25 protein-coding genes, 2 tRNA genes and 1 riboswitch are annotated in these 20993 nt (G+C 27.0%); of the genes, 17 read left to right on the top strand and 10 right to left on the bottom strand.

Annotation, left to right across the window (positions count from 1 at the left end; genetic code table 11):
- Nucleotides 1–6: 6 nt before the first annotated feature.
- Nucleotides 7–507, bottom strand: coding sequence for a zinc-ribbon domain-containing protein (locus ACTTAO_RS07265; RefSeq protein ID WP_440691683.1), 501 nt, complete (start codon nucleotides 505–507; stop codon nucleotides 7–9).
- A gap of 66 nt (nucleotides 508–573) precedes the next feature.
- Between ACTTAO_RS07265 and ACTTAO_RS07260 the strand changes: the two genes are divergently transcribed.
- The 13 genes from ACTTAO_RS07260 to ACTTAO_RS07200 all read left to right on the top strand — a co-directional run bounded on the left by ACTTAO_RS07260 (nucleotide 574) and on the right by ACTTAO_RS07200 (nucleotide 10641).
- Nucleotides 574–650, top strand: a tRNA-Pro gene (locus ACTTAO_RS07260).
- Nucleotides 651–655: 5 nt separating this feature from the next.
- The gene (locus tag ACTTAO_RS07255) at nucleotides 656–937 is read left to right on the top strand and encodes an ETC complex I subunit (protein ID WP_440614362.1); all 282 of its coding nucleotides are present in this window, start codon (nucleotides 656–658) and stop codon (nucleotides 935–937) included.
- Between the two features lie 3 nt (nucleotides 938–940).
- Complete coding sequence (locus ACTTAO_RS07250; RefSeq protein ID WP_440691681.1) at nucleotides 941–1933, top strand: putative transporter; 993 nt, start codon at nucleotides 941–943, stop codon at nucleotides 1931–1933.
- Complete coding sequence (gene glpX / locus ACTTAO_RS07245; protein WP_440691680.1) at nucleotides 1933–2886, top strand: class II fructose-bisphosphatase; 954 nt, start codon at nucleotides 1933–1935, stop codon at nucleotides 2884–2886. The genes ACTTAO_RS07250 and glpX overlap by 1 nt, the downstream gene beginning before the upstream one ends.
- 34 nt (nucleotides 2887–2920) lie before the next feature.
- Nucleotides 2921–2995 (top strand) — tRNA-Glu (locus ACTTAO_RS07240).
- A 5-nt stretch (nucleotides 2996–3000) separates the two neighbouring features.
- Nucleotides 3001–3279: a GIY-YIG nuclease family protein gene (locus ACTTAO_RS07235; protein WP_440691678.1), complete on the top strand. Its 279-nt coding sequence runs from the start codon at nucleotides 3001–3003 to the stop codon at nucleotides 3277–3279.
- On the top strand, nucleotides 3251–5365 hold the full coding sequence (locus ACTTAO_RS07230) for a glycosyltransferase (protein ID WP_440691676.1): 2115 nt from the start codon (nucleotides 3251–3253) through the stop codon (nucleotides 5363–5365). Before ACTTAO_RS07235 ends, ACTTAO_RS07230 begins: the two co-directional genes overlap by 29 nt.
- Nucleotides 5366–5372: 7 nt before the next feature.
- Nucleotides 5373–6077, top strand: a complete 705-nt coding sequence (locus tag ACTTAO_RS07225; protein ID WP_440691674.1) for a polysaccharide deacetylase family protein — start codon at nucleotides 5373–5375, stop codon at nucleotides 6075–6077.
- On the top strand, nucleotides 6067–6699 hold the full coding sequence (locus ACTTAO_RS07220) for a hypothetical protein (RefSeq protein ID WP_440691672.1): 633 nt from the start codon (nucleotides 6067–6069) through the stop codon (nucleotides 6697–6699). The genes ACTTAO_RS07225 and ACTTAO_RS07220 overlap by 11 nt, the downstream gene beginning before the upstream one ends.
- The gene (gene gmd / locus ACTTAO_RS07215; RefSeq protein WP_440691670.1) at nucleotides 6696–7721 is read left to right on the top strand and encodes a GDP-mannose 4,6-dehydratase; all 1026 of its coding nucleotides are present in this window, start codon (nucleotides 6696–6698) and stop codon (nucleotides 7719–7721) included. The genes ACTTAO_RS07220 and gmd overlap by 4 nt, the downstream gene beginning before the upstream one ends.
- Entirely contained in the window at nucleotides 7714–8907 is a 1194-nt protein-coding gene (locus tag ACTTAO_RS07210) for a DegT/DnrJ/EryC1/StrS family aminotransferase (protein WP_440691668.1), read from the top strand. The genes gmd and ACTTAO_RS07210 overlap by 8 nt, the downstream gene beginning before the upstream one ends.
- A 2-nt stretch (nucleotides 8908–8909) precedes the next feature.
- Complete coding sequence (locus tag ACTTAO_RS07205) at nucleotides 8910–9698, top strand: NAD-dependent epimerase/dehydratase family protein (RefSeq protein ID WP_440691666.1); 789 nt, start codon at nucleotides 8910–8912, stop codon at nucleotides 9696–9698.
- Nucleotides 9676–10641 carry a glycosyltransferase family 9 protein gene (locus ACTTAO_RS07200; RefSeq protein WP_440691664.1) on the top strand — a complete coding sequence of 322 codons (966 nt, stop codon included), beginning with the start codon at nucleotides 9676–9678 and terminating at the stop codon, nucleotides 10639–10641. Before ACTTAO_RS07205 ends, ACTTAO_RS07200 begins: the two co-directional genes overlap by 23 nt.
- Nucleotides 10642–10643: 2 nt before the next feature.
- On the opposite strand, the gene ACTTAO_RS07195 is transcribed toward ACTTAO_RS07200, so the two are convergent.
- Nucleotides 10644–11597 carry a site-specific integrase gene (locus tag ACTTAO_RS07195; protein WP_440691662.1) on the bottom strand — a complete coding sequence of 318 codons (954 nt, stop codon included), beginning with the start codon at nucleotides 11595–11597 and terminating at the stop codon, nucleotides 10644–10646.
- 81 nt (nucleotides 11598–11678) lie between these two features.
- Between ACTTAO_RS07195 and ACTTAO_RS07190 the strand changes: the two genes are divergently transcribed.
- Genes ACTTAO_RS07190 through ACTTAO_RS07180 form a run of 3 tightly spaced genes read left to right on the top strand, consistent with a single transcriptional unit; the run spans nucleotide 11679 to nucleotide 12608 of the window.
- Nucleotides 11679–11879, top strand: a complete 201-nt coding sequence (locus ACTTAO_RS07190; protein ID WP_440691660.1) for a DUF6356 family protein — start codon at nucleotides 11679–11681, stop codon at nucleotides 11877–11879.
- A gap of 35 nt (nucleotides 11880–11914) precedes the next feature.
- Complete coding sequence (locus ACTTAO_RS07185) at nucleotides 11915–12352, top strand: N-acetyltransferase family protein (RefSeq protein ID WP_440691658.1); 438 nt, start codon at nucleotides 11915–11917, stop codon at nucleotides 12350–12352.
- On the top strand, nucleotides 12333–12608 hold the full coding sequence (locus ACTTAO_RS07180) for a methylated-DNA--[protein]-cysteine S-methyltransferase (protein WP_440649062.1): 276 nt from the start codon (nucleotides 12333–12335) through the stop codon (nucleotides 12606–12608). The genes ACTTAO_RS07185 and ACTTAO_RS07180 overlap by 20 nt, the downstream gene beginning before the upstream one ends.
- A 544-nt stretch (nucleotides 12609–13152) precedes the next feature.
- Here ACTTAO_RS07180 and ACTTAO_RS07175 read toward each other — a convergent pair.
- From ACTTAO_RS07175 to rplM, 7 genes are read right to left on the bottom strand one after another with little or no spacing between them, the layout of a single operon-like run.
- On the bottom strand, nucleotides 13153–14004 hold the full coding sequence (locus tag ACTTAO_RS07175; RefSeq protein ID WP_440676338.1) for a DMT family transporter: 852 nt from the start codon (nucleotides 14002–14004) through the stop codon (nucleotides 13153–13155).
- A gap of 16 nt (nucleotides 14005–14020) precedes the next feature.
- Nucleotides 14021–14923, bottom strand: a complete 903-nt coding sequence (locus ACTTAO_RS07170; RefSeq protein WP_440633391.1) for an AEC family transporter — start codon at nucleotides 14921–14923, stop codon at nucleotides 14021–14023.
- Nucleotides 14923–16215, bottom strand: a complete 1293-nt coding sequence (locus tag ACTTAO_RS07165; RefSeq protein ID WP_440691656.1) for a homoserine dehydrogenase — start codon at nucleotides 16213–16215, stop codon at nucleotides 14923–14925. The genes ACTTAO_RS07170 and ACTTAO_RS07165 overlap by 1 nt, the downstream gene beginning before the upstream one ends.
- On the bottom strand, nucleotides 16212–16436 hold the full coding sequence (locus ACTTAO_RS07160) for a hypothetical protein (protein ID WP_440691655.1): 225 nt from the start codon (nucleotides 16434–16436) through the stop codon (nucleotides 16212–16214). The genes ACTTAO_RS07165 and ACTTAO_RS07160 overlap by 4 nt, the downstream gene beginning before the upstream one ends.
- Nucleotides 16433–17455, bottom strand: a complete 1023-nt coding sequence (gene argC / locus ACTTAO_RS07155) for an N-acetyl-gamma-glutamyl-phosphate reductase (RefSeq protein ID WP_440691653.1) — start codon at nucleotides 17453–17455, stop codon at nucleotides 16433–16435. Before argC ends, ACTTAO_RS07160 begins: the two co-directional genes overlap by 4 nt.
- Before the next feature lie 33 nt (nucleotides 17456–17488).
- Entirely contained in the window at nucleotides 17489–17926 is a 438-nt protein-coding gene (gene rpsI / locus ACTTAO_RS07150) for a 30S ribosomal protein S9 (RefSeq protein ID WP_440614345.1), read from the bottom strand.
- Nucleotide 17927: 1 nt separating this feature from the next.
- A complete protein-coding gene (rplM, locus tag ACTTAO_RS07145) occupies nucleotides 17928–18386 on the bottom strand; it encodes a 50S ribosomal protein L13 (protein ID WP_440614344.1) in 459 nt (152 codons plus the stop codon).
- A gap of 142 nt (nucleotides 18387–18528) precedes the next feature.
- Nucleotides 18529–18595: riboswitch (SAM riboswitch) on the top strand.
- A gap of 2 nt (nucleotides 18596–18597) precedes the next feature.
- On the opposite strand from rplM, the gene ACTTAO_RS07140 reads away from it, so the two are divergent.
- On the top strand, nucleotides 18598–19926 hold the full coding sequence (locus tag ACTTAO_RS07140) for an O-acetylhomoserine aminocarboxypropyltransferase/cysteine synthase family protein (protein WP_075506731.1): 1329 nt from the start codon (nucleotides 18598–18600) through the stop codon (nucleotides 19924–19926).
- Between the two features lie 27 nt (nucleotides 19927–19953).
- Here the strand turns inward: ACTTAO_RS07140 and ACTTAO_RS07135 are convergent, their stop codons facing one another.
- The gene (locus ACTTAO_RS07135) at nucleotides 19954–20979 is read right to left on the bottom strand and encodes a COX15/CtaA family protein (protein WP_440691651.1); all 1026 of its coding nucleotides are present in this window, start codon (nucleotides 20977–20979) and stop codon (nucleotides 19954–19956) included.
- Between the last annotated feature and the right edge of the window lie 14 nt (nucleotides 20980–20993).

The following is a 20993-nucleotide window of genomic DNA, read 5'->3' as shown; positions in this document are numbered from 1 at the left end:
AAAATATTAAATCAGGTCTATAATAAATAGTTTTATATCTTGCAATGTTTCAAAAAGGTTAAATAATATTACTTCTAAACCAGGAAATACATTAATTAGTGGAGTTTTAAGCGTATCAACTAAGATTATTAGAGCAACAAAAGATATAATCAAAACCATCAAATAAGAAAATAATTTAAATTTTTTATCTACAGACTTTTCAACAGTTTTTAAGTTTTCTGTTTTTATTTTAGCATAGATTATTTTTTCTTGTTCTGATGGTTTGCTAATTTCTAAATTTTTTTCTTTTACCTCATTATTTTGTTCTGTTTTATTTGTAGTAATATTATTATTTAACTTTAATGAAGTTTCACTTTCATTTTGTGGTTTGTAAAACCAAACTCTTTCACATGATCCACATTGAAGCTCACGTCCTTCACTGGGAATTAACGAACTATCAATTTTGAATTGTTTCTTTTCGCAAGGACAAGTAATTATCATGTCTTGTATATAACAGATTTTACTCAAAATTCTTTTAATTTAGACTTCTTTATTCATTGAAATTATCAATAACTCCTGTATTAGTACATCGAACGGAGTGTAGCGCAGCCTGGTAGCGCATCTGGTTTGGGACCAGAGGGTCGCAGGTTCGAATCCTGCCACTCCGACCATCTTTATGAAAAAAGCAATTATTTACATTCCAAACAAAAACCCAATGCAATCAGGTTTAGCTAAAAATGACAAATGGATATTAGAATTTAAAACTAAAGATCCAACAAAGAACCCATTAATGGGTTGGGAAAGTTCATCGGATACTTATTCGGAATTAAAATTAGAGTTTTCGTCAAAAGAACTTGCAATCAATTATGCAAAAAAAAAGAAAATAGAATTTGAATTAATTGAACCTAGAAAAAGAAAAACAGTAAAAAAATCTTACGCCGATAATTTTTTAAAATAAAAAATGTTTAGGTTTTTTACTCAAAAGCATTGGTTGTGGTGGTCATGGATCGGTTCAGCAGTAATTTTATCATCACTGTGGATACAAGTTAAAATTGATGTAAAAATCAATGAATGGTTTGGTCAATTCTATGACATGATCCAAAAAGCTTTGGGAGCACCAAATTCAATTACTATTGAAGAGTATTGGTCAAGCTTGTTATCTTTCATAACTTTGGCTGCTTTATACGTTGGTGTAGCCGTTGTTGTTAGTTTTTTCACATCACACTATTTGTTTAGATGGAGAACTGCTATGGTTGAATGGTATCATAGTGTTTATGACAAAGCTCGGAAAATTGAAGGAGCTGCACAAAGGGTTCAAGAGGATACTATTAAATTTTCAAGAATAATGGAATCGCTTGGAACAAGTTTAATTGAAGCTTTGATGATACTTATAGAGTTTATGCCAATTTTATTTGGTTTAAGTGTTGGAATTCCAATATTTTTCTTTGGTGATTGGGATTATGGATTAATAGTAGGTGCTTTAATTTGGTCAGTAGGTGGAACTATATTTTTAATTTTTCTTGGATTAGTTTTAAGATTAGTGGGTGTTGAATATGATCTTCAAAAAAAAGAGGCAGCTTATAGAAAGATACTTGTAATTGCTGAGGATGATGGAACTATTCGTCCAAAAACTATTGAAGAATTATTTGATGGAGTTAGAAGTATTCACTTTCTAAGTTACGTAAGATATTTATATTTTAATATTGGAAGAATAGCTTATTTGCAGGCAAATGTATTATCTGCATATGTTTTTTTAGCACCAGCAATTGTAGCTGGAGCAGTTACGCTTGGTGTGATGCAACAGATAATTAGAGCTTTTGGTAGAGTAGAGGGTTCAATGCAATATATATTAAAAGCTTGGCCAACTATAATTGAACTTGCTAGTGTATATAAACGATTAAGAGAATTTGAATCCAAAATTATACAAGAAGATATAATTGATAAAAAAGCCTAATGGCCATTAATAAAAAATTTATAGATCAATTCATTCAAGTAACTTCAAAGGCTGCAATAGCATCATCCTATTTTGTTGGTAAGAAAGATAAAATTGCAGCAGATAAAGCGGCTGTAGACTCTATGAGATCTGAATTAAACAAAATGGATATAAAAGGTCAAATAGTTATTGGTGAAGGAGAGTTGGATGAGGCTCCCATGTTATACATAGGAGAAAAACTAGGAACCAATAATGGTCCAGAGCTTGATATAGCTGTTGATCCATTAGAGGGAACTAATTTTGCAGCAAACAACCTTCCGGGGGCCTTATCAGTAATTGCAATTGCAGAAAAAGATAATCTATTTAAAGCACCAGAAACATACATGGAAAAAATTTCTACTAAAGTAAAAGAAAAAAACGTTGTTGATCTAGATTATTCAGTTAAAAAAAATATCTTTAATTTAAGTGAATACTTAAATAAAAAACCAGATAATTTAACTGCATGTATCTTGGAAAGACCAAGACATAATAAAATTATTAATGAATTAAGAGATTTAAAAGTTAAAATTAAATTTATATCTGATGGAGATGTATCTGGAGCACTATTAGTAACCGATGAAAAATACTCAGTTGATATTTTTTTAGGAACAGGAGGTGGACCTGAAGGAGTCTTGGCTGCTGCTGCATTAGATGCTTTTGATTGTGGTTTTCAAGGTAGATTTTTATTTGATACAGATAAAGACAAAAAAAGAGCTAAAGATATGGGAATAAATGATCTTACAAAAAAATATGATTTAGCTGAAATTGTTAAAGGTGACTCGGTTTTTTGTGCAACTGGTATTACCTCAGGTGATTTAGTTACAGGTATTAAAATTGAAGAAGACAAATTTATTTCAGAAACTTTAGTGACACATAAACAATCGAACCTTAAAAAGGTTGTAAAATTAAATCAAAAAATAATACGAGAAGCTTGATTAATTATCTTTTTTACAATAAAAAGCAGCTTCCGGTCCCTTCGTCTATCGGTTAGGACACGTGGTTTTCATCCTCGAAAGAGGGGTTCGATTCCCCTAGGGACCGCCATAAATATGTATTTTTATGTATATATGTTAAAATCCACTACAACAGGATTTAATAAAACATATGTTGGTTATACTAATAACATTAAAAATAGATTAATTAAGCATAATTCAAACAAAGGTGCCAAATCCACAAAAGGTCATAAATGGATATTAATTTATAAAAAAAGATTTAAAACAAAAAATGAAGCAATGTCATTTGAATATAAATTAAAAAAAAATAGAAAAAAAAGAAAAATAATTTTAGAAAAATTTGTTAATGAAAATATCTATATTACTACCATATAAAGAAAATTATTCTCCCGAATATCCTGGTGCAGTTTCATTGTTTGTTTCATCAATGGTAAAAATTAGTAAATTTAAAAAAACAACTAAAATTTATGGTTCAACTGATTATAAATCTTATCTAACTAAAAATTATGAAAATATATCACTCAAAAAAGGTATATTTGCCAGTCAAACAAAGCAGTACATTAATAATTTTATAAAGACACAAAAATCAAATGTCGATCTTATAGAAATTCACAACAGGCCAAATTATGCTTTTCAAATAGAAAAATTAAATAAAAAAATATTTCTATATTTTCATAACGATCCAAACACTATGTTGGGGTCAAAAACTGAGACAGAAAAAATAAAATTAATAGAATTATGTACAAAAATTATTTTCAATAGTTATTGGTCAAAAAATCAATTTTTAACAAATCTTCCAAGCAAGTACAAAAAATCACAAAAGTTAATAGTGATTCATCAATCAATAAATAAAAAAAATGTAAATTTAAGTAAAAAGGAAAAATTAATATCTTTTGTTGGTAAATTAAATTCAGCTAAAGGATATGATATTTTTGGAAAAGCAATAATTAAAATATTAAATAAATATCCAGACTGGAGTGCAAATGTTATAGGTGACGAACCTAGAGAAGAGTTTAGTTTTAGTCATAATAATTTAAACGTTTTGGGCTTTAAAAATCATAAAGAAGTTTTACTAAATTTTGAAAAAACCAGTATTGCTGTAGTTTGTTCTAGATGGAATGAGCCATTTGGTAGAACTAGCTTAGAAGCATCAAGTAGAGGATGTGGTGTAATAATTTCTAACAGAGGTGGTTTACCAGAAACAATTACTAATGGAATAATATTAAAAAATTTGTCAGTGAATTCTCTTTTCAAGGAGATAGAAAATTTGATACTTAATCAAAATCTATTAAAAAAACTCCAAAGTGAATCTATCAAAAACTTTTCTTTAACAAATAATCATATATCAAAAAAGATTGATGAATGTAGAATAAACAATTTTACTATAAAAAATTTAAATAAATTTAAGCTTACAAATCTAAATAATTTAAAAATTCTTCATGTTACAAATTTTAATGAGAGACATAATGGAAGGTTATTTTACAACTCAGGCAGAAGAATAAACAATGGTTTTATAAGACTAAATCACAGTGTACTTGAACTTAGCGATAGAGATATTGTCAGTTACTCAAGAAATCTAAATGATTTCAAAGGATCAAAAAAATTAAATGAAAAATTATTAGAAATTATTAGCAATTACATTCCAGATCTAATTGTCTTTGGTCATGCAGATCTAATTGATAATGAAACTATTAAATTTATAAAAAAAAATTATCCTAATACTAAACTTTGTCAGTGGTTCCTTGATAGAATGGATGGTGAATGGATAAAAAATAAGGATAGATTTATTAAAAAAATTGAACTGATGGATGCAAATTTTTGCACAACGGATCCTAAAGCTTTAAATTTTTCAAAATTGAATAATGTTTATTACATGCCTAATTGTGTAGATCAATCTCTCGAAAATCTAGAGGTTTATAAAAATAAATATTTTAAAAGTGACGTTTTTTTTGCAATGAGTCATGGAGTTCATAGAGGGGTCCTTAAAAAGGGTAAGGTCGACGCTAGAGAATATTTTATTAATAAACTAATAGATATTACCCCTAATATAAAATTTGATTGCTTTGGATTTAATGGTAGTCAACCAATTTGGTCAGATGATTTTTTAAAAAGTTTATCTCAAAACAAAATAGGTATAAACCTAAGTCAAGGAAAATCCTCAAATTTTTATAGTAGTGATAGGTTATCACAACTTTTAGGAAATGGTTTGCTTGTGATGATTGATGAAAAAACAAAAATTGGCAATTTTTTTAAAAAAGATGAAATTGTTACATATAAGAATTTATCAGATTTATCAGAAAAAATTATTAAATACTCAAATGATAATTATGCGAGATCAAAAATAGCAAAAAAAGGAAGAGATAAATATTTTAAATATTTTAACTCAAAAATTGTAGCTGATTTTTTGATTAAAAAAACTTTTGGTGTAAATAAAAAATATTTTTGGGAAAAAATTATATAATTAACACATGAAAATACCTGTATTATCATATCATTCTATAAGTGATGTTAATTCACCAATTTCATTAAATGTTAATTTTTTTGAAAATCAATTAAAATATTTAAAAAAAAGGGGGTTCAAAAGTATAAATTTTAATGAAATTGATAAAAAAGAAAATAAGACAATTATAATAACTTTTGATGATGGATATAAAGATATAATTTACAACGCTCTACCAATCTTAAAACAATATAATTTTAAGGCTACTTGTTTTTTAGTCACTAATTTTATTGGTGATTTTAATATTTGGGATAAAAAAAAAATTAACTATAAAAAAAAAGAATTAATGAATGAAACTGATATAAATGAATGGATATCAAATGGTATGTCAATTGGTTCTCATTCTCATTATCACTCAGATTTAACTAATATATCTGAGAACCACCTTATTAATGAGTTAGATTTTTCAAAAAAAATACTAGAAGACAAGTTTAACAATAAAAGTAATATTTTTTGTTACCCATATGGCAAAGTTAATGAGAAAGTTTATAGTTATGTTAAAAAATTTTATGACCGAGCATTAACTACAAATAGATCTAGATACAATACATATATCCATGACGTTCATTTAATTCCTAGAATTGATATGGGAAAAAATTTTTCTAACTTGAAAATGTTCCTAAAACTAAGCACATTTTACGAGGATATAAAATACAAAAAAAATGAATTATAATTGTAATTGTTCAAGAACAAATTACCTAGATCATAATTATACTTATTGGGAAGATAGGGAAATCACATCAGACGAATTTGAAATAATTAATTTTTTAGAAAAATCTTATGATTTAAGATCCAAATCTATACTACATATTGGTATAGGAAACTCCTTTTTTGCCAAAAAATTTTTTAAAAATCAAATATTTGGAATTACTATTTCGCAGAAAGAAATTGATTTGGCTTATTCTTTAGGATTGCCAAATTATAAAGTTCTTTTATGTGATAAATATTCTTTAAATTTTAAGGAAGAATTAAACCACATGAGTTTTGATTTAATAGTGGATACAAACTTAAAATCATATAGTTGTTGTCAAGTTTCATTTGATTTTTATATGGAAAATTTATTTCATAAACTAAATAAAAAAGGAACACTAATAACTTCTCAAAACGGAATGATTTGGTACAAAACTCTTAAACCAAAATTGTCTTTTAATTTTAGAAATTTTTTTCATTTTAAATTAAAAGAAGTAGAGGGAAATAAAGAAAATGTTTTATCTCATAAAGAATTAAAAAGTTTAGCCGGACAATTTAATTTAGAATTTTCTTTTGATGATAAATTGTGTTACTTAAAGAAATGAAAAAAAAAGCGTTGATTCTTGGAATTACAGGACAAGATGGTTCATACTTAGCAGAATTTTTAATAAGTAAAAAATATCAAGTTCATGGAATTAAAAGAAGAACTTCCACTCCTAATACAAGTAGAATTGATCATATTTTTGATAGTGTAAATTTTAACAATCAACACCTGATTATGCATCATGGAGATCTTTCAGATGTAGGCTCATTAAATAGAATTATAAATCAAATTAATCCTGATGAAATATATAATTTAGCTGCACAAAGTCATGTAAAAATATCTTTTCAAATACCTGAGTACACTTCAGATGTTAATGCATTGGGTCCTTTAAGATTATTAGAAATAATTCGTCATTATAAAAGGAAAAAAATCAAATTTTATCAGGCATCAAGTTCTGAGATGTTTGGTAAATCAAAACCTCCTCAAAATGAGAAAACTTTATTTCAACCAAGATCAGTTTACGCCATCTCCAAAGTTTTTGCATATCACAGTGTTATTCATTATCGTGAAGCTTATGGCCTGCATGCTTGTAATGGTATTTTGTTTAATCATGAGTCACCACGAAGAGGAGTTAATTTCGTTACAAAAAAAATTGTGCAAGGCTTAGTTAGAATTAAACAAGGTAGACAGAAAACTTTAACTTTAGGAAACTTATATTCCAGAAGAGACTGGGGACATGCTAAAGATTATGTGGAATCTATGTGGAAAATATTACAATATAAAAATCCTGATGATTTTGTAATTGCAACTAAAACCTCTCATTCAGTAAAGGATTTTATTAATATTTGTGCTAAAAAATTAAATATCAAACTTATCTGGAAGAATAATGGATTAAAAGAAATTGGCATTAACAAAATAAATAAAAAGACAATCATTAAAATAGATAATAAATATTTTAGAGAAACAGAGGTAGATGATTTGATAGGAGACTTCGCTAAAGCGAAAAGATTACTTAAATGGAAACCAAAATATTCATTTGATAAGTTAGTTGATGATATGATTAATAGCGAACTAAATGGTTAAAATAGTTTATCCCCTTACAGAAAGTGTTCTTGAAAAGGCAGATTTGAAAGCTGCAATAAAAGTCATTAATTCAAAAAAAATTACAATGGGACAAAAAACAAAAGATATTGAAAATTATTTTAAAAATAAAATAGTTAATATGAACTCCCTAATGGTGAATTCTGGTTCTTCAGCTAATTTACTTATTTTTCAGTGCTTAATTAATCCAATGGTTAAAAAACTTAAACCTGGAGACGAGGTATTGGTTCCTGCTATATGTTGGTCTACTTCCTTATGGCCAATTATTCAAAGTGGACTTAAAGTGAAATTTGTCGACATTGATTTAAATACATTAAATATAAGTTTATCTGATTTAAATAAGAAAATTTCAAAAAAAACAAAAGCTCTTATGTTGGTACATGCTCTTGGCAACTGTACAGATATGGAAAAATTATCAAAAATTTGCAAAAAAAATAAAATAATTCTTATTGAAGACACATGTGAAGCATTGGGTTCAACTTTTAAAAAAAAGCTTTTGGGTACATACGGTGATTTTTCATCATTTTCATTTTATTATTCACACCATATTACATCAGGAGAGGGAGGTATGGTTTGTTCAAAAAATTTAAAATATATTGAAATAATTAAATCCCTAAGATCACATGGATGGTCAAAAGATCTAACAAAATCAAAAAAAATAGCAGATAAATATAGAAACATAGATAAAAATTGGATCTTTATTAATTCCGGCTTTAATTTAAGACCTACAGATATAAATGCTGCAATAGGTATAGAGCAACTTAAAAGAATTAAGAAAATTTTATCAATAAGAAAGTATAATTTTTTAAAAATTAAATATGAATTATTAAAAAATAAAAAATATAATCAACAGTTTACTATACTTGAAGACCAAAAATTTTCAAATATAGCATGGTTTGGAATTCCATTCATACTAAATTCAAATGATAAGAAGTATAAATTAAGTGTGATGGAAAAACTAAGCAGAAAAGGTGTGATGACAAGACCAATTATAAGTGGAAATTTTGCAAAACAACCATCCATAAAATTATACAAAATTAAAACAGGATCTAATTTACAAAATGCAGACCTGATTGATAAAAAAGCTTTTTTTTTAGGTTTGCATAACATTAAAATTTCATCAAAAATATTGAAGTATCTTACAGAAAGTATTTATTCTTCTTTATAAGGATGAAAAGTATTTGTATTACTGGATATAATAGTTTTATAGGAAAATGTTTTTATCAAAAATATAAAAAAGTTTTAAAAATTTATCCTTATAAAAAGGATATTAACAATTTATATGAATTAAAAAAATTCATACAAAATAAAAAAATAACTCATTTAGTGAATTTTGCTGGTTTATCTAGATTAAAATGTGAAAATAATAAAACTGAATGTTTGATCACTAATTACAAATCAATTAAAAATATTGTTAATTATTATAAGGGACTAGATAAAAGTCCACACTTTATCTTTATATCAACAAGTCATGTATACAATTATTCAAAAACTAAATTAAAAGAGACCTCAAAAACCAATCCTAAAACTATGTATGCAAAACTAAAATTAAGATCTGAAAATTATATTAAAAAACATTGTAAAAATTATACAATTTTAAGACTTTTTAATATTTATGGACCAAATCAACCAAAAAATTATTTTATACCAGATATAAAATTAAAAATTAATAAAGGGGACACTATTAAAATAGACAAATCTATAAGAGATTATATTCATGTTTCTGAAGTATCTAGAATAATTAAATTTATTATTAATAAAAATATAAGTAAGACGATAAATGTCGGCTCTGGAAGGGAATATTCTTTAATAAAAATAGTAAAATATTTATCAAAAAAACTCAAAAAAAAACCAATTTTAAAAGTTAAAAATAAAAAAACAATGTTAGTTGCTGATATTTCTCTACTTAAATCATATGGTTTTAAATCAAAAGTAAATGAAAAATATATTAATTTTTAAAACAGATCGACTTGGTGATTTATTAAATATATCAGCAGTAATTTATAATTTAAAACAAAACTATCCAGAATGTAAAATTACACTCGTTTGTTCAAATTATAATAAGTCAATTGCCAGTTATTATAAAAACGATTTAAATATTATTATTTACGATAAACCGTTAATTTTTTTTTTGTTTAAAAATTATCTAAATTTAAATAAAAATAATTTTGATTTAATTTTACAACTAGATGGCAAAAATCATTCCTATATTTCTTCTATATTACTAAATGCGAATACCAAGGCATGTATTAAATATATTAAAAATAAAAAATTCTTTAATAAATTAATTTCTGTAAGTAGACCTAATTTTTTAATAAATAATTTCTTTGATAAAAATGAAATTTCGTATGAAAACTATGATTTAAGTGATAATAATAAATATCATTATTTGAGTTTATATTTAAACCTTTTAAAAAATTTAAATATAAAAATTTTTTCGAGAGATCATTATTTGCCATTTAAAAATCCAGTTAATCAATCAAATTTTAATGAGAGTTATTTTTTATTTCATATAGATCAACGATGGGAGGCATTTGAACAAATTACACAGAATTTACTAAATGATAAAATTTTATCTTTATCAAAAAATAACAAAATAGTTATCACCTCAAATTTAGGTAATAATAAAATCTTCAATTTTCTTAAGACAAAATTAGAAAACAATAATAATGTTCAAATTGTTGAAAGCCCTGATCTCAATAAAATATTGTCACTTATATATTACTCTAATACATGCGTAAGTAGTCACTCTGGTCTAATTGTTCATGCTGCGGCTGCATTTAAAAAAAACATAATTGATTTAGTTTCACCTAGTATTAATAACGAACTTGATAGATGGATACCTTTCAATATTAACTATAAAAGATTTGATATAAATAATTTTTATAATTTCGATTTTTAACTTTAGATCTCTATTTTATTTAATGCATTATTTTTAAATATATTTGCCTCTCTTATATATCTTCTGACCATTTGTGTTGTTTTATGACCTGTCATAGCCATTATGCTACGCTCATCAGCACCTGAATCAGCAGCAACAGTTGCAAAACCCGACCTTAAACTATGACCTGCAAAATTTTTGTTTTCAATACCTGCTAACTTTAAATACTCTTTCATTAATAAAACCACAGACTGGTCAGTTAATCTTTTGTCTGTTAATGATAAACCTTTAGAAAATCTTCTAAAAATAGGTCCAGATTTAATTTCAGATATTTCTAACCATTTTTTTAGATTTGTAACAGGACAGTAAATTTCATTATTAAAGTAGGGTAGTCCTTTAGTCATTCCTTCTCCAAATTGGTCAGTTTTTGATCTTTTAATAGTTATTTTTAGACCCTCAGGAACAAATTCTAAATCCTCATAATCAATTGAAATTAACTCGGTTCTTCTAAAGCCTCCTCCAAAACCAATTAAGATTATTGATTTGTCTCTAAGTTTTTTTATTTCCTTAGTTTTTTCATCATTTATTGCATTAATAATTGATGTTAAATGTTTAATTAATATAGGTTTTTTGCCTTTCTGAATGCTTCCTTTGACCCTTCTTATTCCCATTAAATTTTCAAGAATGATTGGATGTTTTGTATCTAGATAATGCCCTTTAAGCTTATGGACCATGCTTATTGACACTAATCTACGTCTTAAAGTGCTTATTTTTGAGTTTTTAGAAAGATGGGTTAAGTATAAGGAAACTATTTTTGGCTCTGATGGTAATGAATTTAATCCATGCTTTGCACAAAAAGTTCCGAAGTCTTTAAAATCAGATTTGTAAGCTCTTAAAGTATTATTTGCCTTTGAGCTTTTAAGGTTATTTAAAGTTTCCTCATGAAGTGATTTTAAGTCTGTTGTCAGTTCATTCATATTATTACTATTGATAACAATTAATTATCATTAGTAATATATTAATAGAATTTAATAGTCAATATAATAATTATAAATATTATGATCAAAAAATCACAAGAACATCTTTATTCAGTTAATGAAAGTTATGCAGAACATATGAGCGTAGCGTTCAAAGTAGGCTCAAAAATGATTACTGTTGGATTTATGGCTTTAATTCATGGATTAATACCTGCAATGTTCCAAAGAAATGCGAGTAATGGAATAAAAGAACTGTATAATTTTATAAACCAAAAAAGATAATTATTACAATAATTTAATACAAATAACTAATGTAAATGATTAGAAAAATTAAAAGAAAAGATAAGGAAAATTGGATAAAATTATATTGCGGTTACGCAAAATTTTACAAAGTTCCTATGAAACAAGAGATTTTAGATACTTTATGGAGTTGGATACACGATGAAAATCATGTTGTGAATGGAATATGTTACGAAACTGAAGATAAAATTGTTGGAATTGCACATTACAGAACAATGCCAAGACCAATTAAAGGTCAATATATTGGATTTTTAGATGATTTATTTGTAGATGAACATTTTAGAGGCCAGAAAATAGCTCAAAAACTTATAAAATACATAGAATCCTTATCTAAAGAAAATAATTGGGATGGAATTCGTTGGATAACCCACTCTTCCAATGAGACAGCGAAAAAATTATATGATAAAATTGCAAAAAATACAGGATTTGAATTATATGAACTTAAAAGGGACTAAATTTCAGATAAAAGTTTGGAATTATTTGAAAAAAATACCTAAAGGAGAAGTAAGAACTTACCTTCAGGTGGCAAAAGCTATTGGAAAGCCTAAAGCTCATAGAGCGGTAGCAAATGCAGTTGGGAAAAACCCATATCCTCCGAAAATACCTTGTCACAGGGTAATTAGGACTGACGGATCTCTTGGTGGATACTCAGGAAAAGGCGGAATTAAGACTAAGCTGCGCTTACTTAGATCTGAAAAAATTGACATTTAAGGTTAAAAAAGTGTTGAAATTAAACACTTTTAGATGATTTTCATGAATAATCATGTAAATAGCACTATTCACCCTTCAGTTGTACTATATATTCTAATATAACTAAATAAATACCCTCTATGGGCGATTAAAGAGCATATTCTATTACTGCATTGCTCTATTATTCAATGATATCAACCCTTTTTTAATGTCTTAAATTTGCTTTATTTTACAGCTTTTTTAAGCCACCTACCCTACAATTTTTGATGCAAAGATACAATTTAGAATTTTATTAGTAAAAAAATGTTGCAATTAAACACTTCTAGCAATTTAAATTATTTTTCAACGTTTTAGCTAAAATTAGTATTTTTTTCGAAATTAATGTGATCCAAAAAAGCTATTAATATTTATGATTTTAGTTAAAAAACCAAAATATTACTCTACTTCAACAAATATTAATGCATTTTAATTATATTTATATATAAATAATTTATTCAATAATTACAATATTTTAAAAGTATATATTAATGTAAAACATTAATAATTAGTATACAAATAAATACTATTAATTACTTCTTTTTAAAATGTATTCCCTTCTGGTTATATAGAGACCACTTAAGACAATTATAAAAAGACCTAAATAAGTCCAATTATCCGGTAATTCATGAAAGAAATAATAGCTAATTAATATGTTTGTTATGATTTCTGTATAGCCCAAAGGAGCTAATTTTGAGGCATCAGCATATTTGAGTGATAAAATTAAGAAAAGATGGGCTACAGAGGCTATAAGGCCGATTAAAGCCATTAAAATCCATTGATTTGTAGTAGGATTTACCCATACAGAAGGCATGAATAAGCTAATAATGACCGTTCCTATTAAACCTGAAAGCAAAAGGGTTAAAAGAGGGTTATCTGAAGTGCTAAGTTTTCTTGTTATAATAAGATAAAAACCATAACAAATTCCATTACCTAAAGCAGCTAAAGTAGCTAAATTAAGTTCAATAAATCCAGGTCTAATAACAATCAAAGTACCAACAAATCCTAACGATACAGCAGTCCATCTTTTCACCCCTACTTTCTCATTTAAAAAAAATGGAGATAAAGCTGTGACACAAATTGGTGCTACAAATGCTAAAGTTAAAGCTTTGGGGAGTGAAATTTCAGAAATTGCATAAAAAAATAAATACGTAGAAAAAACAAATATCAAACCTCTTATTAGTTGAAGAGCCGGTTTTTTAGTCCAAACTAATGACTGTCTGTAAAATATAAGCATTAAAGACAGAGTAAAAACTACGGTAAAAAAATATCTAGCCCATGTTATTTGCAAAACATCCATTGATGAGCTTAAATATTTAGCAAACGCATCCATAACAGGGACAATCATCCAAGCAGATGCATTTAAAATTATAGCCTTCACAACTGAAAGATATATCTTAATAGAAGTATTTTAAAGCAAAGAATACGACTATTGGAACTGTAATAAATGACATTAATGTAGAAACAACAATAGTGCTAGCGATGTTATCTACTATTTCTTTTGGTGAGTACATTGATCCAATTAAATAATTTAAAATAGCACTTGGCATAGCAGATTGAATTAAAATTACACCTGCACCAAATCCAGAAAGATCGAAAAAAATTATAATTAAAAAGCCAATCACGGGTCCAATGATTACTCTTCCAATAGAGGCAATTATTGAATTAGTGAAAGAAAAAATTTTTAATTTTGTTAATGCAATTCCTAACGACATTAATATTAAAACAATTGCTGTATATGTTAACAATTCAGTTAAATTAATAATTGCCTTAGGCATCTCCAAGTCAAAATAAATAAAAGTAACTGAAAATATAATTGCGTAAAAAGGTGGATTTTTAATTAAAATATTAAAGTCAAATTTTCTGTCGGCTAGAAACACTCCTAATGTAAAGTGAAGTAAAATTATAAGAGAAGATATTGATGCAGCTATTCCTAAACCTTGTGAACCATAAGCAAAAAGACAAATAGGAATACCCATATTTCCATTATTAGGAAGAAGAAATACTGGGATTTCTCTAATGATATCTTTAGTTTTTAATAGATATAAAATAATTATGCCTGTTAAACCAAAACCAGCAATAGCAATTAAATAATAAATAAAATAACTGGTATATTGTTCAAATGTTATACCTGTAGAAGTAATAGAATATATAACCATTGCAGGTGTACCAACATTTGAGGCAAAAGTAGTTATAAAGGAATTATCAAAATCTGGTTTTTTCTTACCAAGGTAATACCCAATCCCAACAACAAAAAAAACAGGAAATAATACTTCAATAAGTTTGAAATATATTTCCATTAATCAAGCAATCTAATTAACGTAGGTGATTTTAAGATATTCTTATTTTTTTTAAATATAGATAAACAGCTATTACAATTTAATTCTGTGGTTTTATGAGTAACTATTACGATGGTAGCTTTATTATTTTTTTTATCTGGGGTTTGGATTAATCTTTTGACAGAAATTTTATATTTAGCTAAACGATTGGTTATTTGAGATAAAACGCCTGGTTTATCTTTAACTTCAAATCTTAAATATAAAGAATTAACATAATTATTTACGTTGTAAGTCTTTAAAGTTTTAAGGTTATTTACACTTACACCAAATGGCTTTTTAATGTTTCCTCTTAAAATAGATAATAAGTCAGATAATAAAGATGATGAAGTGGGACCTGGTCCAGCACCCTCCCCTTGTAATACACTTTCTCCTACTGGTTTGCCATTAAGGATTACAGCATTCATTACTCCATTTACATTACCAATATATGATTTTTTACTTACAAGACATGGATGAACAGTTTCAAAAAGTTGATTATTTTTGAGTTCAGAGATACCCAGTAGTTTAATTCTTAAATCTAATTGATTTGCAATTTTAATATCTTTTAAATCAATCTTTTCTATTCCTTCCATTAAACATTTTTTATTTGATATTTTACTATTAAAAGCCAAAGCGGATAAAATTCTCACTTTTGCAAATGCATCAAAACCATTTAAATCTAATTTTGGATTTCCTGGTTCGGCATATCCAAGCATTTGAGCTTTTTTCAAAACATCAGCAAAATTTTGCTCAGAATTTTCCATCTCTGACAATATATAATTTGAAGTACCGTTTAAAATTCCATAAACTTTAGATAATTTATTTGTAGCTAATCCCTCTTTAATAGATCTCAATATCGGTATCCCGCCAGCAACAGATGCTTCGAATTCTAAATTGACATTATTTTTTTCAGCTAGTTTTGCTAAATTATTTCCATGTTTTGAAATTAAAGCTTTATTTGGAGTTATTACATGAATTTTATTCTTTAACGCAGTTTCAACTAATTTTTTAGAAACCCCATCTGATTGTCCAATTACTTCAAATAATATATCAACTTTTTCTTTTTTAAAAATTTCAAATGGGTTTTTGTAAAAAATTTTTCTATTAATTTTATATTTTCTTTTTTTATTTATATTTTTTGCAGAAATAGCTACTACATGAACTCTTTTTCCTGTTTTAAGTTCAATATCTTTTTTTTTAACAATTAGTTCATTAAATAAATAATTACCAACTTGACCAAGTCCAACAATTGCAACATTCACTATATTATTCATTTGCTTATATCTGGATATTTACTTTTTTTAGTATAGTCATCTATATAAATCTCATATTCTTCTAATGTCATTTTTGTTATATCGTCTGACTTTTTAAGTATTTCAGTTATTTTTTTTTGATTTTTTTTATTTTCAGCAGGATGTTCTGTCCAATACTGAGAATCTTTATTTAAAGAGCAATTACATAAAAAAATTAGAAAAATAATTAAAAAATATTTCATTTTAAAGCAGTTCTTTCAGGAAAATTAAATTTATTATTTAAATTTTGAACAGCCTGACCTGCTCCACCTTTGATTAAATTATCTATTGCAGAAATAATGATTATTTTGTTTTTATATTTTGATTTACACACTGTGATAAAGCAATTGTTTGTATTGATAACATCATTTGTACTCAAAAGTTTATCAGAATCTAATATTTTAACAAAATTTTCTCCCTTATAAGACATCTCAAGTGTTTTGATGATTTTTGATTGATTAACATTTTTTTCTAAATCTAAATAAATTGTACTTAATATGCCTCTAAACATTGGAGATAAATGTGGAGTAAAACTAAATTGAAAATTTTTATTTGTAAATTTGCTTAGAAATTGATGGATTTCAGAATTATGTCTATGAAAACCAACACCATAAGCACTTAATGACTCGTATAAATTCTTATCTTTATATTTTTTATGAACTCCTCTACCGGCACCAGAATATCCAGATTTTGAATCAATAATTATATTGTCTAATTTAACTAATTTTTTTTTAATTAGCGGAACAAGAGGTAATAATATTGATGTTGGATAACATCCTGGACATGAAATAATATTGTGATTTTTTAATTCATCACGATTTATTTCGGGTAAACAATAAATGCTTTTCTTCTGTAGTTTTGGAGCACGATGTTTTTGTTTATACCATTTTAAATAGTCATTAACTTTTTTTAATCTAAAATCTGCTGCTAAATCAATTAGAGTAATATTATCATTAAGTTTTTTTGCTATATCTTGAGCTTCACCATTTGGTAAAGCTGTAAAGACAACATCAATACCATTTAACAATTTAGGATTAAATTTTACAATTTTAGGTAATTTTTTTTTTGATAGAGATTTATCATAATAAGAAATATTTTTTCCAACAGACGAATTTCCACATAGATATTTAATATTAATATATTTGTGGTTAATTAATAACTTGATTAATTGAACACCAATATATCCTGTAGATCCGGCAACTAATGCATTAAGCTTAGGCATTTTTTATTATAGCAGTTTAAATTGTAAAAAAAATTATCTTTTAGAAAACTGGAAGCTTCTTCTAGCTTTTCTTCTACCAGGTTTTTTTCTCTCAACAGCTCTAGAATCTCTGGTTGTAAGCTTTTCAGTTTTCAATGTTGTTTTTAAATTTTCATCAAAGAGAACCAAAGCTTTAGAAATACCATGAACCATTGCTCCAGCTTGACCTGTAGGTCCGCCACCTTTTACACTACATCTAACATCATAATCTGTAGCTTGATTTATAATTTCAAAAGGTCTTGTAATTTGCATCTTGTGAATTTCATCAGCAAAATACTCATTATATAATTTGCCATTAACATAAATTTTACCAGAACCTTTTTTTAACCAAACTTTTGCTATTGAAGTTTTTCTTCTACCTGTCGCGTACTTACTATCTTTAAAGTCTAACTTTAATTTAGGAGTTTTTGTGTTTGATTGTACGTTTTCCATATTAATTTCTTGCAATGTTTTTATTGTTTAGTTTATCTAATTCTATAACTTTTGGGTTTTGTGCAGCATGAGGATGCTCACTTCCAGAATAAATTTTTAATTTTGTTAGTTGTTTTCTACCCAAAACACCACCAGGCAACATTCTTTTAACTGCTAATTTCAAAGTTTCTCCAGGTTTTTTTTCATGAAGTTTTTCTGGTGTAGTAACTTTAATTCCACCAGGATGTCCTGTGTGTCTATAGTACTTTTTGTTTTGAAACTTCTTGCCAGTAAATTTTGCTTGTTCGATATTTTTTACTACAACAAAATCTCCATCATCCATGTGAGGTGTATAAGTAGTCTTATTTTTGCCTCTAATAATATTAGATACAACAGTCGCTAATCTTCCAACAACTGCATTTTTTGCGTCAATCTCGTACCAAGATGATGTAACTTGATCTTTTTTTGTGAATTTTGTCATTGTGCGAGGATTAATACTATTAAATTATTCAAAGTCAATTTTATATTTAGGTTGTAAAACATAACTAATATGCTATTTATCTCTTGCCGATTTGATCCTATTGCGGGCATAAAACTGCTAAAATGGAATTTTCATTAAATTTTAAATCGGTAGGCATTTGAACTGTATTGTGCGCCTTGCATAAAGCAAAAGCACTAAAAAAGGAGTAAAAATGAGTACAAAAAGAAATAATCCAGAAACTATTGCGATACATGGTGGAGACTACAGAAGTGATCCAGCTACAAATTCAGTAGCAGTTCCAATTTATAGAACAACCTCGTATCAATTTAATAACACTGAACATGCAGCTAATTTATTTGCGTTAAAAGAGTTTGGAAACATCTATACACGAATAATGAATCCAACTAACGATGTGTTGGAAAAGAGAATCGCTGCGCTTGAAGGTGGTCTTGCAAGTTTAACTGTAGCATCTGGGCAAACCGCTTCTACTTTTGCAATATTAAACGTTGCTCAAGCTGGAGATAATATTGTTAGTTCAACAGATCTTTATGGTGGAACAGTTTCTTTATTTACGCATACTTTAAGTAAGCTTGGTATAGAAGTAAGATATGCAGATCCTTCAGATCCAAAAAACTTTGAAAAAGCAATAGACGATAAAACTAGAGCTTTTTATGGAGAAACATTACCAAACCCATATTTAAGAGTTTTTCCAATTAAAGAGGTTTCAGATATTGGTAGAAAATATAACATTCCATTAATCTTAGATAACACTGCTGCCCCTGTAATTTGTAAACCAATTGAACATGGTGCTGCTGTGGTTGTTTATTCTTTAACAAAATATATAGCAGGTCATGGAACAGTAGTTGGGGGTGCACTAGTAGATGGTGGAAATTTTGATTGGACAGCAGATCCAAAAAGACAGCCACTATTTAATGAACCTGATGCAAGTTATGGAGGTGTTGTTTGGGGTAAAGCTGTGCCCGAATTAACAGGTGCAAATGTTGCTTTTGCAGTTAGAGCAAGAGTAACCCTATTAAGAGATTTAGGATCAGCTCTTTCTCCAGATAATGCATTTGGCGTAATACAAGGACTTGAAACAGTTGCTTTAAGAATGAAACAACACTGTGATAATGCTGCAAAAGTGGTTGAGTACTTAAAAAATCATAAAGCAGTTAAGAGAGTTATTTATGCTACTGAACATAATGAAGAGATATCAAGTCGAGCAAAAAAATATCTTAAAAATGGTAATGGTGCTTTAGTTGGTATTGAATTATCTGGTGGTATCGAAGCTGGTAAAAAATTCATTGAGGCTTTAAAAATGTTTTACCACGTTGCAAATATAGGTGACGCTAGAAGTTTAGCAATACACCCAGCAACAACTACTCACAGTCAATTAAATGAGGATGAATTAGCTGCTTCAGGTGTAACCCCTGGATATGTTAGACTTTGTATTGGTTTGGAACATATAGATGATATCATCGATGATTTAGATCAAGCTTTAGACAAATCATCAAAAGGTAATTTAAAAGCAGTTAGTTAATTTTATTTATATGTCTACAAATAGAAATTAATTAATCTGTCTTTTGTATTTTGAGATAAATATAAAATACAAAGTTGAAAGTATTATCAAAATAGAATTTATCTGGTGTAAAGATGCAAATAACATTTTTACTCCAGATAAAATAGTTATCACTCCAAGAAAAATTTGAAATGCCAAAGTCAAACCAATTATAGTAATAGATTTGTACAATTTTTTGTTTCCAGTATTAATTACTTTAAAAAGGATTAAGGCATAAATGACTATAATTAAATATGCTAAATTTCTATGTATAAATTGAACAATAGAGGGATTATCAAAAACTTTTAAATTCAAAAACTCTTTAAAACTACTATCATCAGGAAAATAATTAACACCCATCAATGGCCAAGTGTTATAAATTTTACCAGCATCCATACCAGATACAAAAGCGCCTATAATTAGTTGCAAAAATAATAAAACTAAAAAAATTTTTACTATAAAAAGATTAATAGAAACATTTTGATTTGAAGAGGATGATAATTTTAAAAATTGCCAATATACAATTGATAAAATGATAAAAGCTGTTACCAAATGTATTGCTAGTCTATAATGACTAACATCAATTCTTTCAACTAATCCACTTGATACCATGTACCAGCCTAAAAATCCTTGAAAACAAACCAGTAAAAAAATAAGTCCATATTTTTTTATAATCCAAACTCCTTGTTTTAATGAAAAATAAACCATTGGGAGTAATACGGTTAAACCAATTATTCTCCCTAACTGCCTGTGTCCCCACTCCCACCAAAATATTATTTTGAATTCATCAAGAGTCATATTGAAGTTTTGTTGGCTGTATTCAGGAATTGTTTTATATAAACTAAAATATTCCAACCATTTTTCATTTGTAAAAGGAGGAAAAAAACCAACAAATAATTCCCAAGTAGTAATTGATAAACCGGAGTCAGTTAATCTAGTCAAGCCTCCGACCAAAATTATTAAAGAAACTAAAACTAATAATGATAGCATCCACAATTTAAGTTGATTATTTAAATGATTATTCTCACTGTACATGCTCAGATAAATAT

The organism is Candidatus Pelagibacter sp. HIMB1782, from assembly GCF_052047475.1.
Taxonomy (GTDB): Bacteria; Pseudomonadota; Alphaproteobacteria; order Pelagibacterales; family Pelagibacteraceae; genus Pelagibacter.
The sequence above is the reverse complement of the archived record's forward strand: the minus strand, read 5'-3'. Positions and strand labels throughout refer to the sequence as shown.

What these genes read in the sequence shown, in the direction of transcription:
- ACTTAO_RS07255 (WP_440614362.1), top strand. Translation starts at nt 656, where the DNA reads ATGAAAAAAGCAATTATTTACATTCCAAACAAAAACCCAATGCAATCA.
- ACTTAO_RS07250 (WP_440691681.1), top strand. Translation starts at nt 941, where the DNA reads ATGTTTAGGTTTTTTACTCAAAAGCATTGGTTGTGGTGGTCATGGATC.
- glpX (WP_440691680.1), top strand. Translation starts at nt 1,933, where the DNA reads ATGGCCATTAATAAAAAATTTATAGATCAATTCATTCAAGTAACTTCA.
- ACTTAO_RS07235 (WP_440691678.1), top strand. Translation starts at nt 3,001, where the DNA reads ATGTATTTTTATGTATATATGTTAAAATCCACTACAACAGGATTTAAT.
- ACTTAO_RS07230 (WP_440691676.1), top strand. Translation starts at nt 3,251, where the DNA reads ATGAAAATATCTATATTACTACCATATAAAGAAAATTATTCTCCCGAA.
- ACTTAO_RS07225 (WP_440691674.1), top strand. Translation starts at nt 5,373, where the DNA reads ATGAAAATACCTGTATTATCATATCATTCTATAAGTGATGTTAATTCA.
- ACTTAO_RS07220 (WP_440691672.1), top strand. Translation starts at nt 6,067, where the DNA reads ATGAATTATAATTGTAATTGTTCAAGAACAAATTACCTAGATCATAAT.
- gmd (WP_440691670.1), top strand. Translation starts at nt 6,696, where the DNA reads ATGAAAAAAAAAGCGTTGATTCTTGGAATTACAGGACAAGATGGTTCA.
- ACTTAO_RS07210 (WP_440691668.1), top strand. Translation starts at nt 7,714, where the DNA reads ATGGTTAAAATAGTTTATCCCCTTACAGAAAGTGTTCTTGAAAAGGCA.
- ACTTAO_RS07205 (WP_440691666.1), top strand. Translation starts at nt 8,910, where the DNA reads ATGAAAAGTATTTGTATTACTGGATATAATAGTTTTATAGGAAAATGT.
- ACTTAO_RS07200 (WP_440691664.1), top strand. Translation starts at nt 9,676, where the DNA reads ATGAAAAATATATTAATTTTTAAAACAGATCGACTTGGTGATTTATTA.
- ACTTAO_RS07195 (WP_440691662.1), bottom strand. Translation starts at nt 11,597, where the DNA reads ATGAATGAACTGACAACAGACTTAAAATCACTTCATGAGGAAACTTTA.
- ACTTAO_RS07190 (WP_440691660.1), top strand. Translation starts at nt 11,679, where the DNA reads ATGATCAAAAAATCACAAGAACATCTTTATTCAGTTAATGAAAGTTAT.
- ACTTAO_RS07185 (WP_440691658.1), top strand. Translation starts at nt 11,915, where the DNA reads ATGATTAGAAAAATTAAAAGAAAAGATAAGGAAAATTGGATAAAATTA.
- ACTTAO_RS07180 (WP_440649062.1), top strand. Translation starts at nt 12,333, where the DNA reads ATGAACTTAAAAGGGACTAAATTTCAGATAAAAGTTTGGAATTATTTG.
- ACTTAO_RS07170 (WP_440633391.1), bottom strand. Translation starts at nt 14,923, where the DNA reads ATGGAAATATATTTCAAACTTATTGAAGTATTATTTCCTGTTTTTTTT.
- ACTTAO_RS07165 (WP_440691656.1), bottom strand. Translation starts at nt 16,215, where the DNA reads ATGAATAATATAGTGAATGTTGCAATTGTTGGACTTGGTCAAGTTGGT.
- ACTTAO_RS07160 (WP_440691655.1), bottom strand. Translation starts at nt 16,436, where the DNA reads ATGAAATATTTTTTAATTATTTTTCTAATTTTTTTATGTAATTGCTCT.
- argC (WP_440691653.1), bottom strand. Translation starts at nt 17,455, where the DNA reads ATGCCTAAGCTTAATGCATTAGTTGCCGGATCTACAGGATATATTGGT.
- rpsI (WP_440614345.1), bottom strand. Translation starts at nt 17,926, where the DNA reads ATGGAAAACGTACAATCAAACACAAAAACTCCTAAATTAAAGTTAGAC.
- rplM (WP_440614344.1), bottom strand. Translation starts at nt 18,386, where the DNA reads ATGACAAAATTCACAAAAAAAGATCAAGTTACATCATCTTGGTACGAG.
- ACTTAO_RS07140 (WP_075506731.1), top strand. Translation starts at nt 18,598, where the DNA reads ATGAGTACAAAAAGAAATAATCCAGAAACTATTGCGATACATGGTGGA.
- ACTTAO_RS07135 (WP_440691651.1), bottom strand. Translation starts at nt 20,979, where the DNA reads ATGTACAGTGAGAATAATCATTTAAATAATCAACTTAAATTGTGGATG.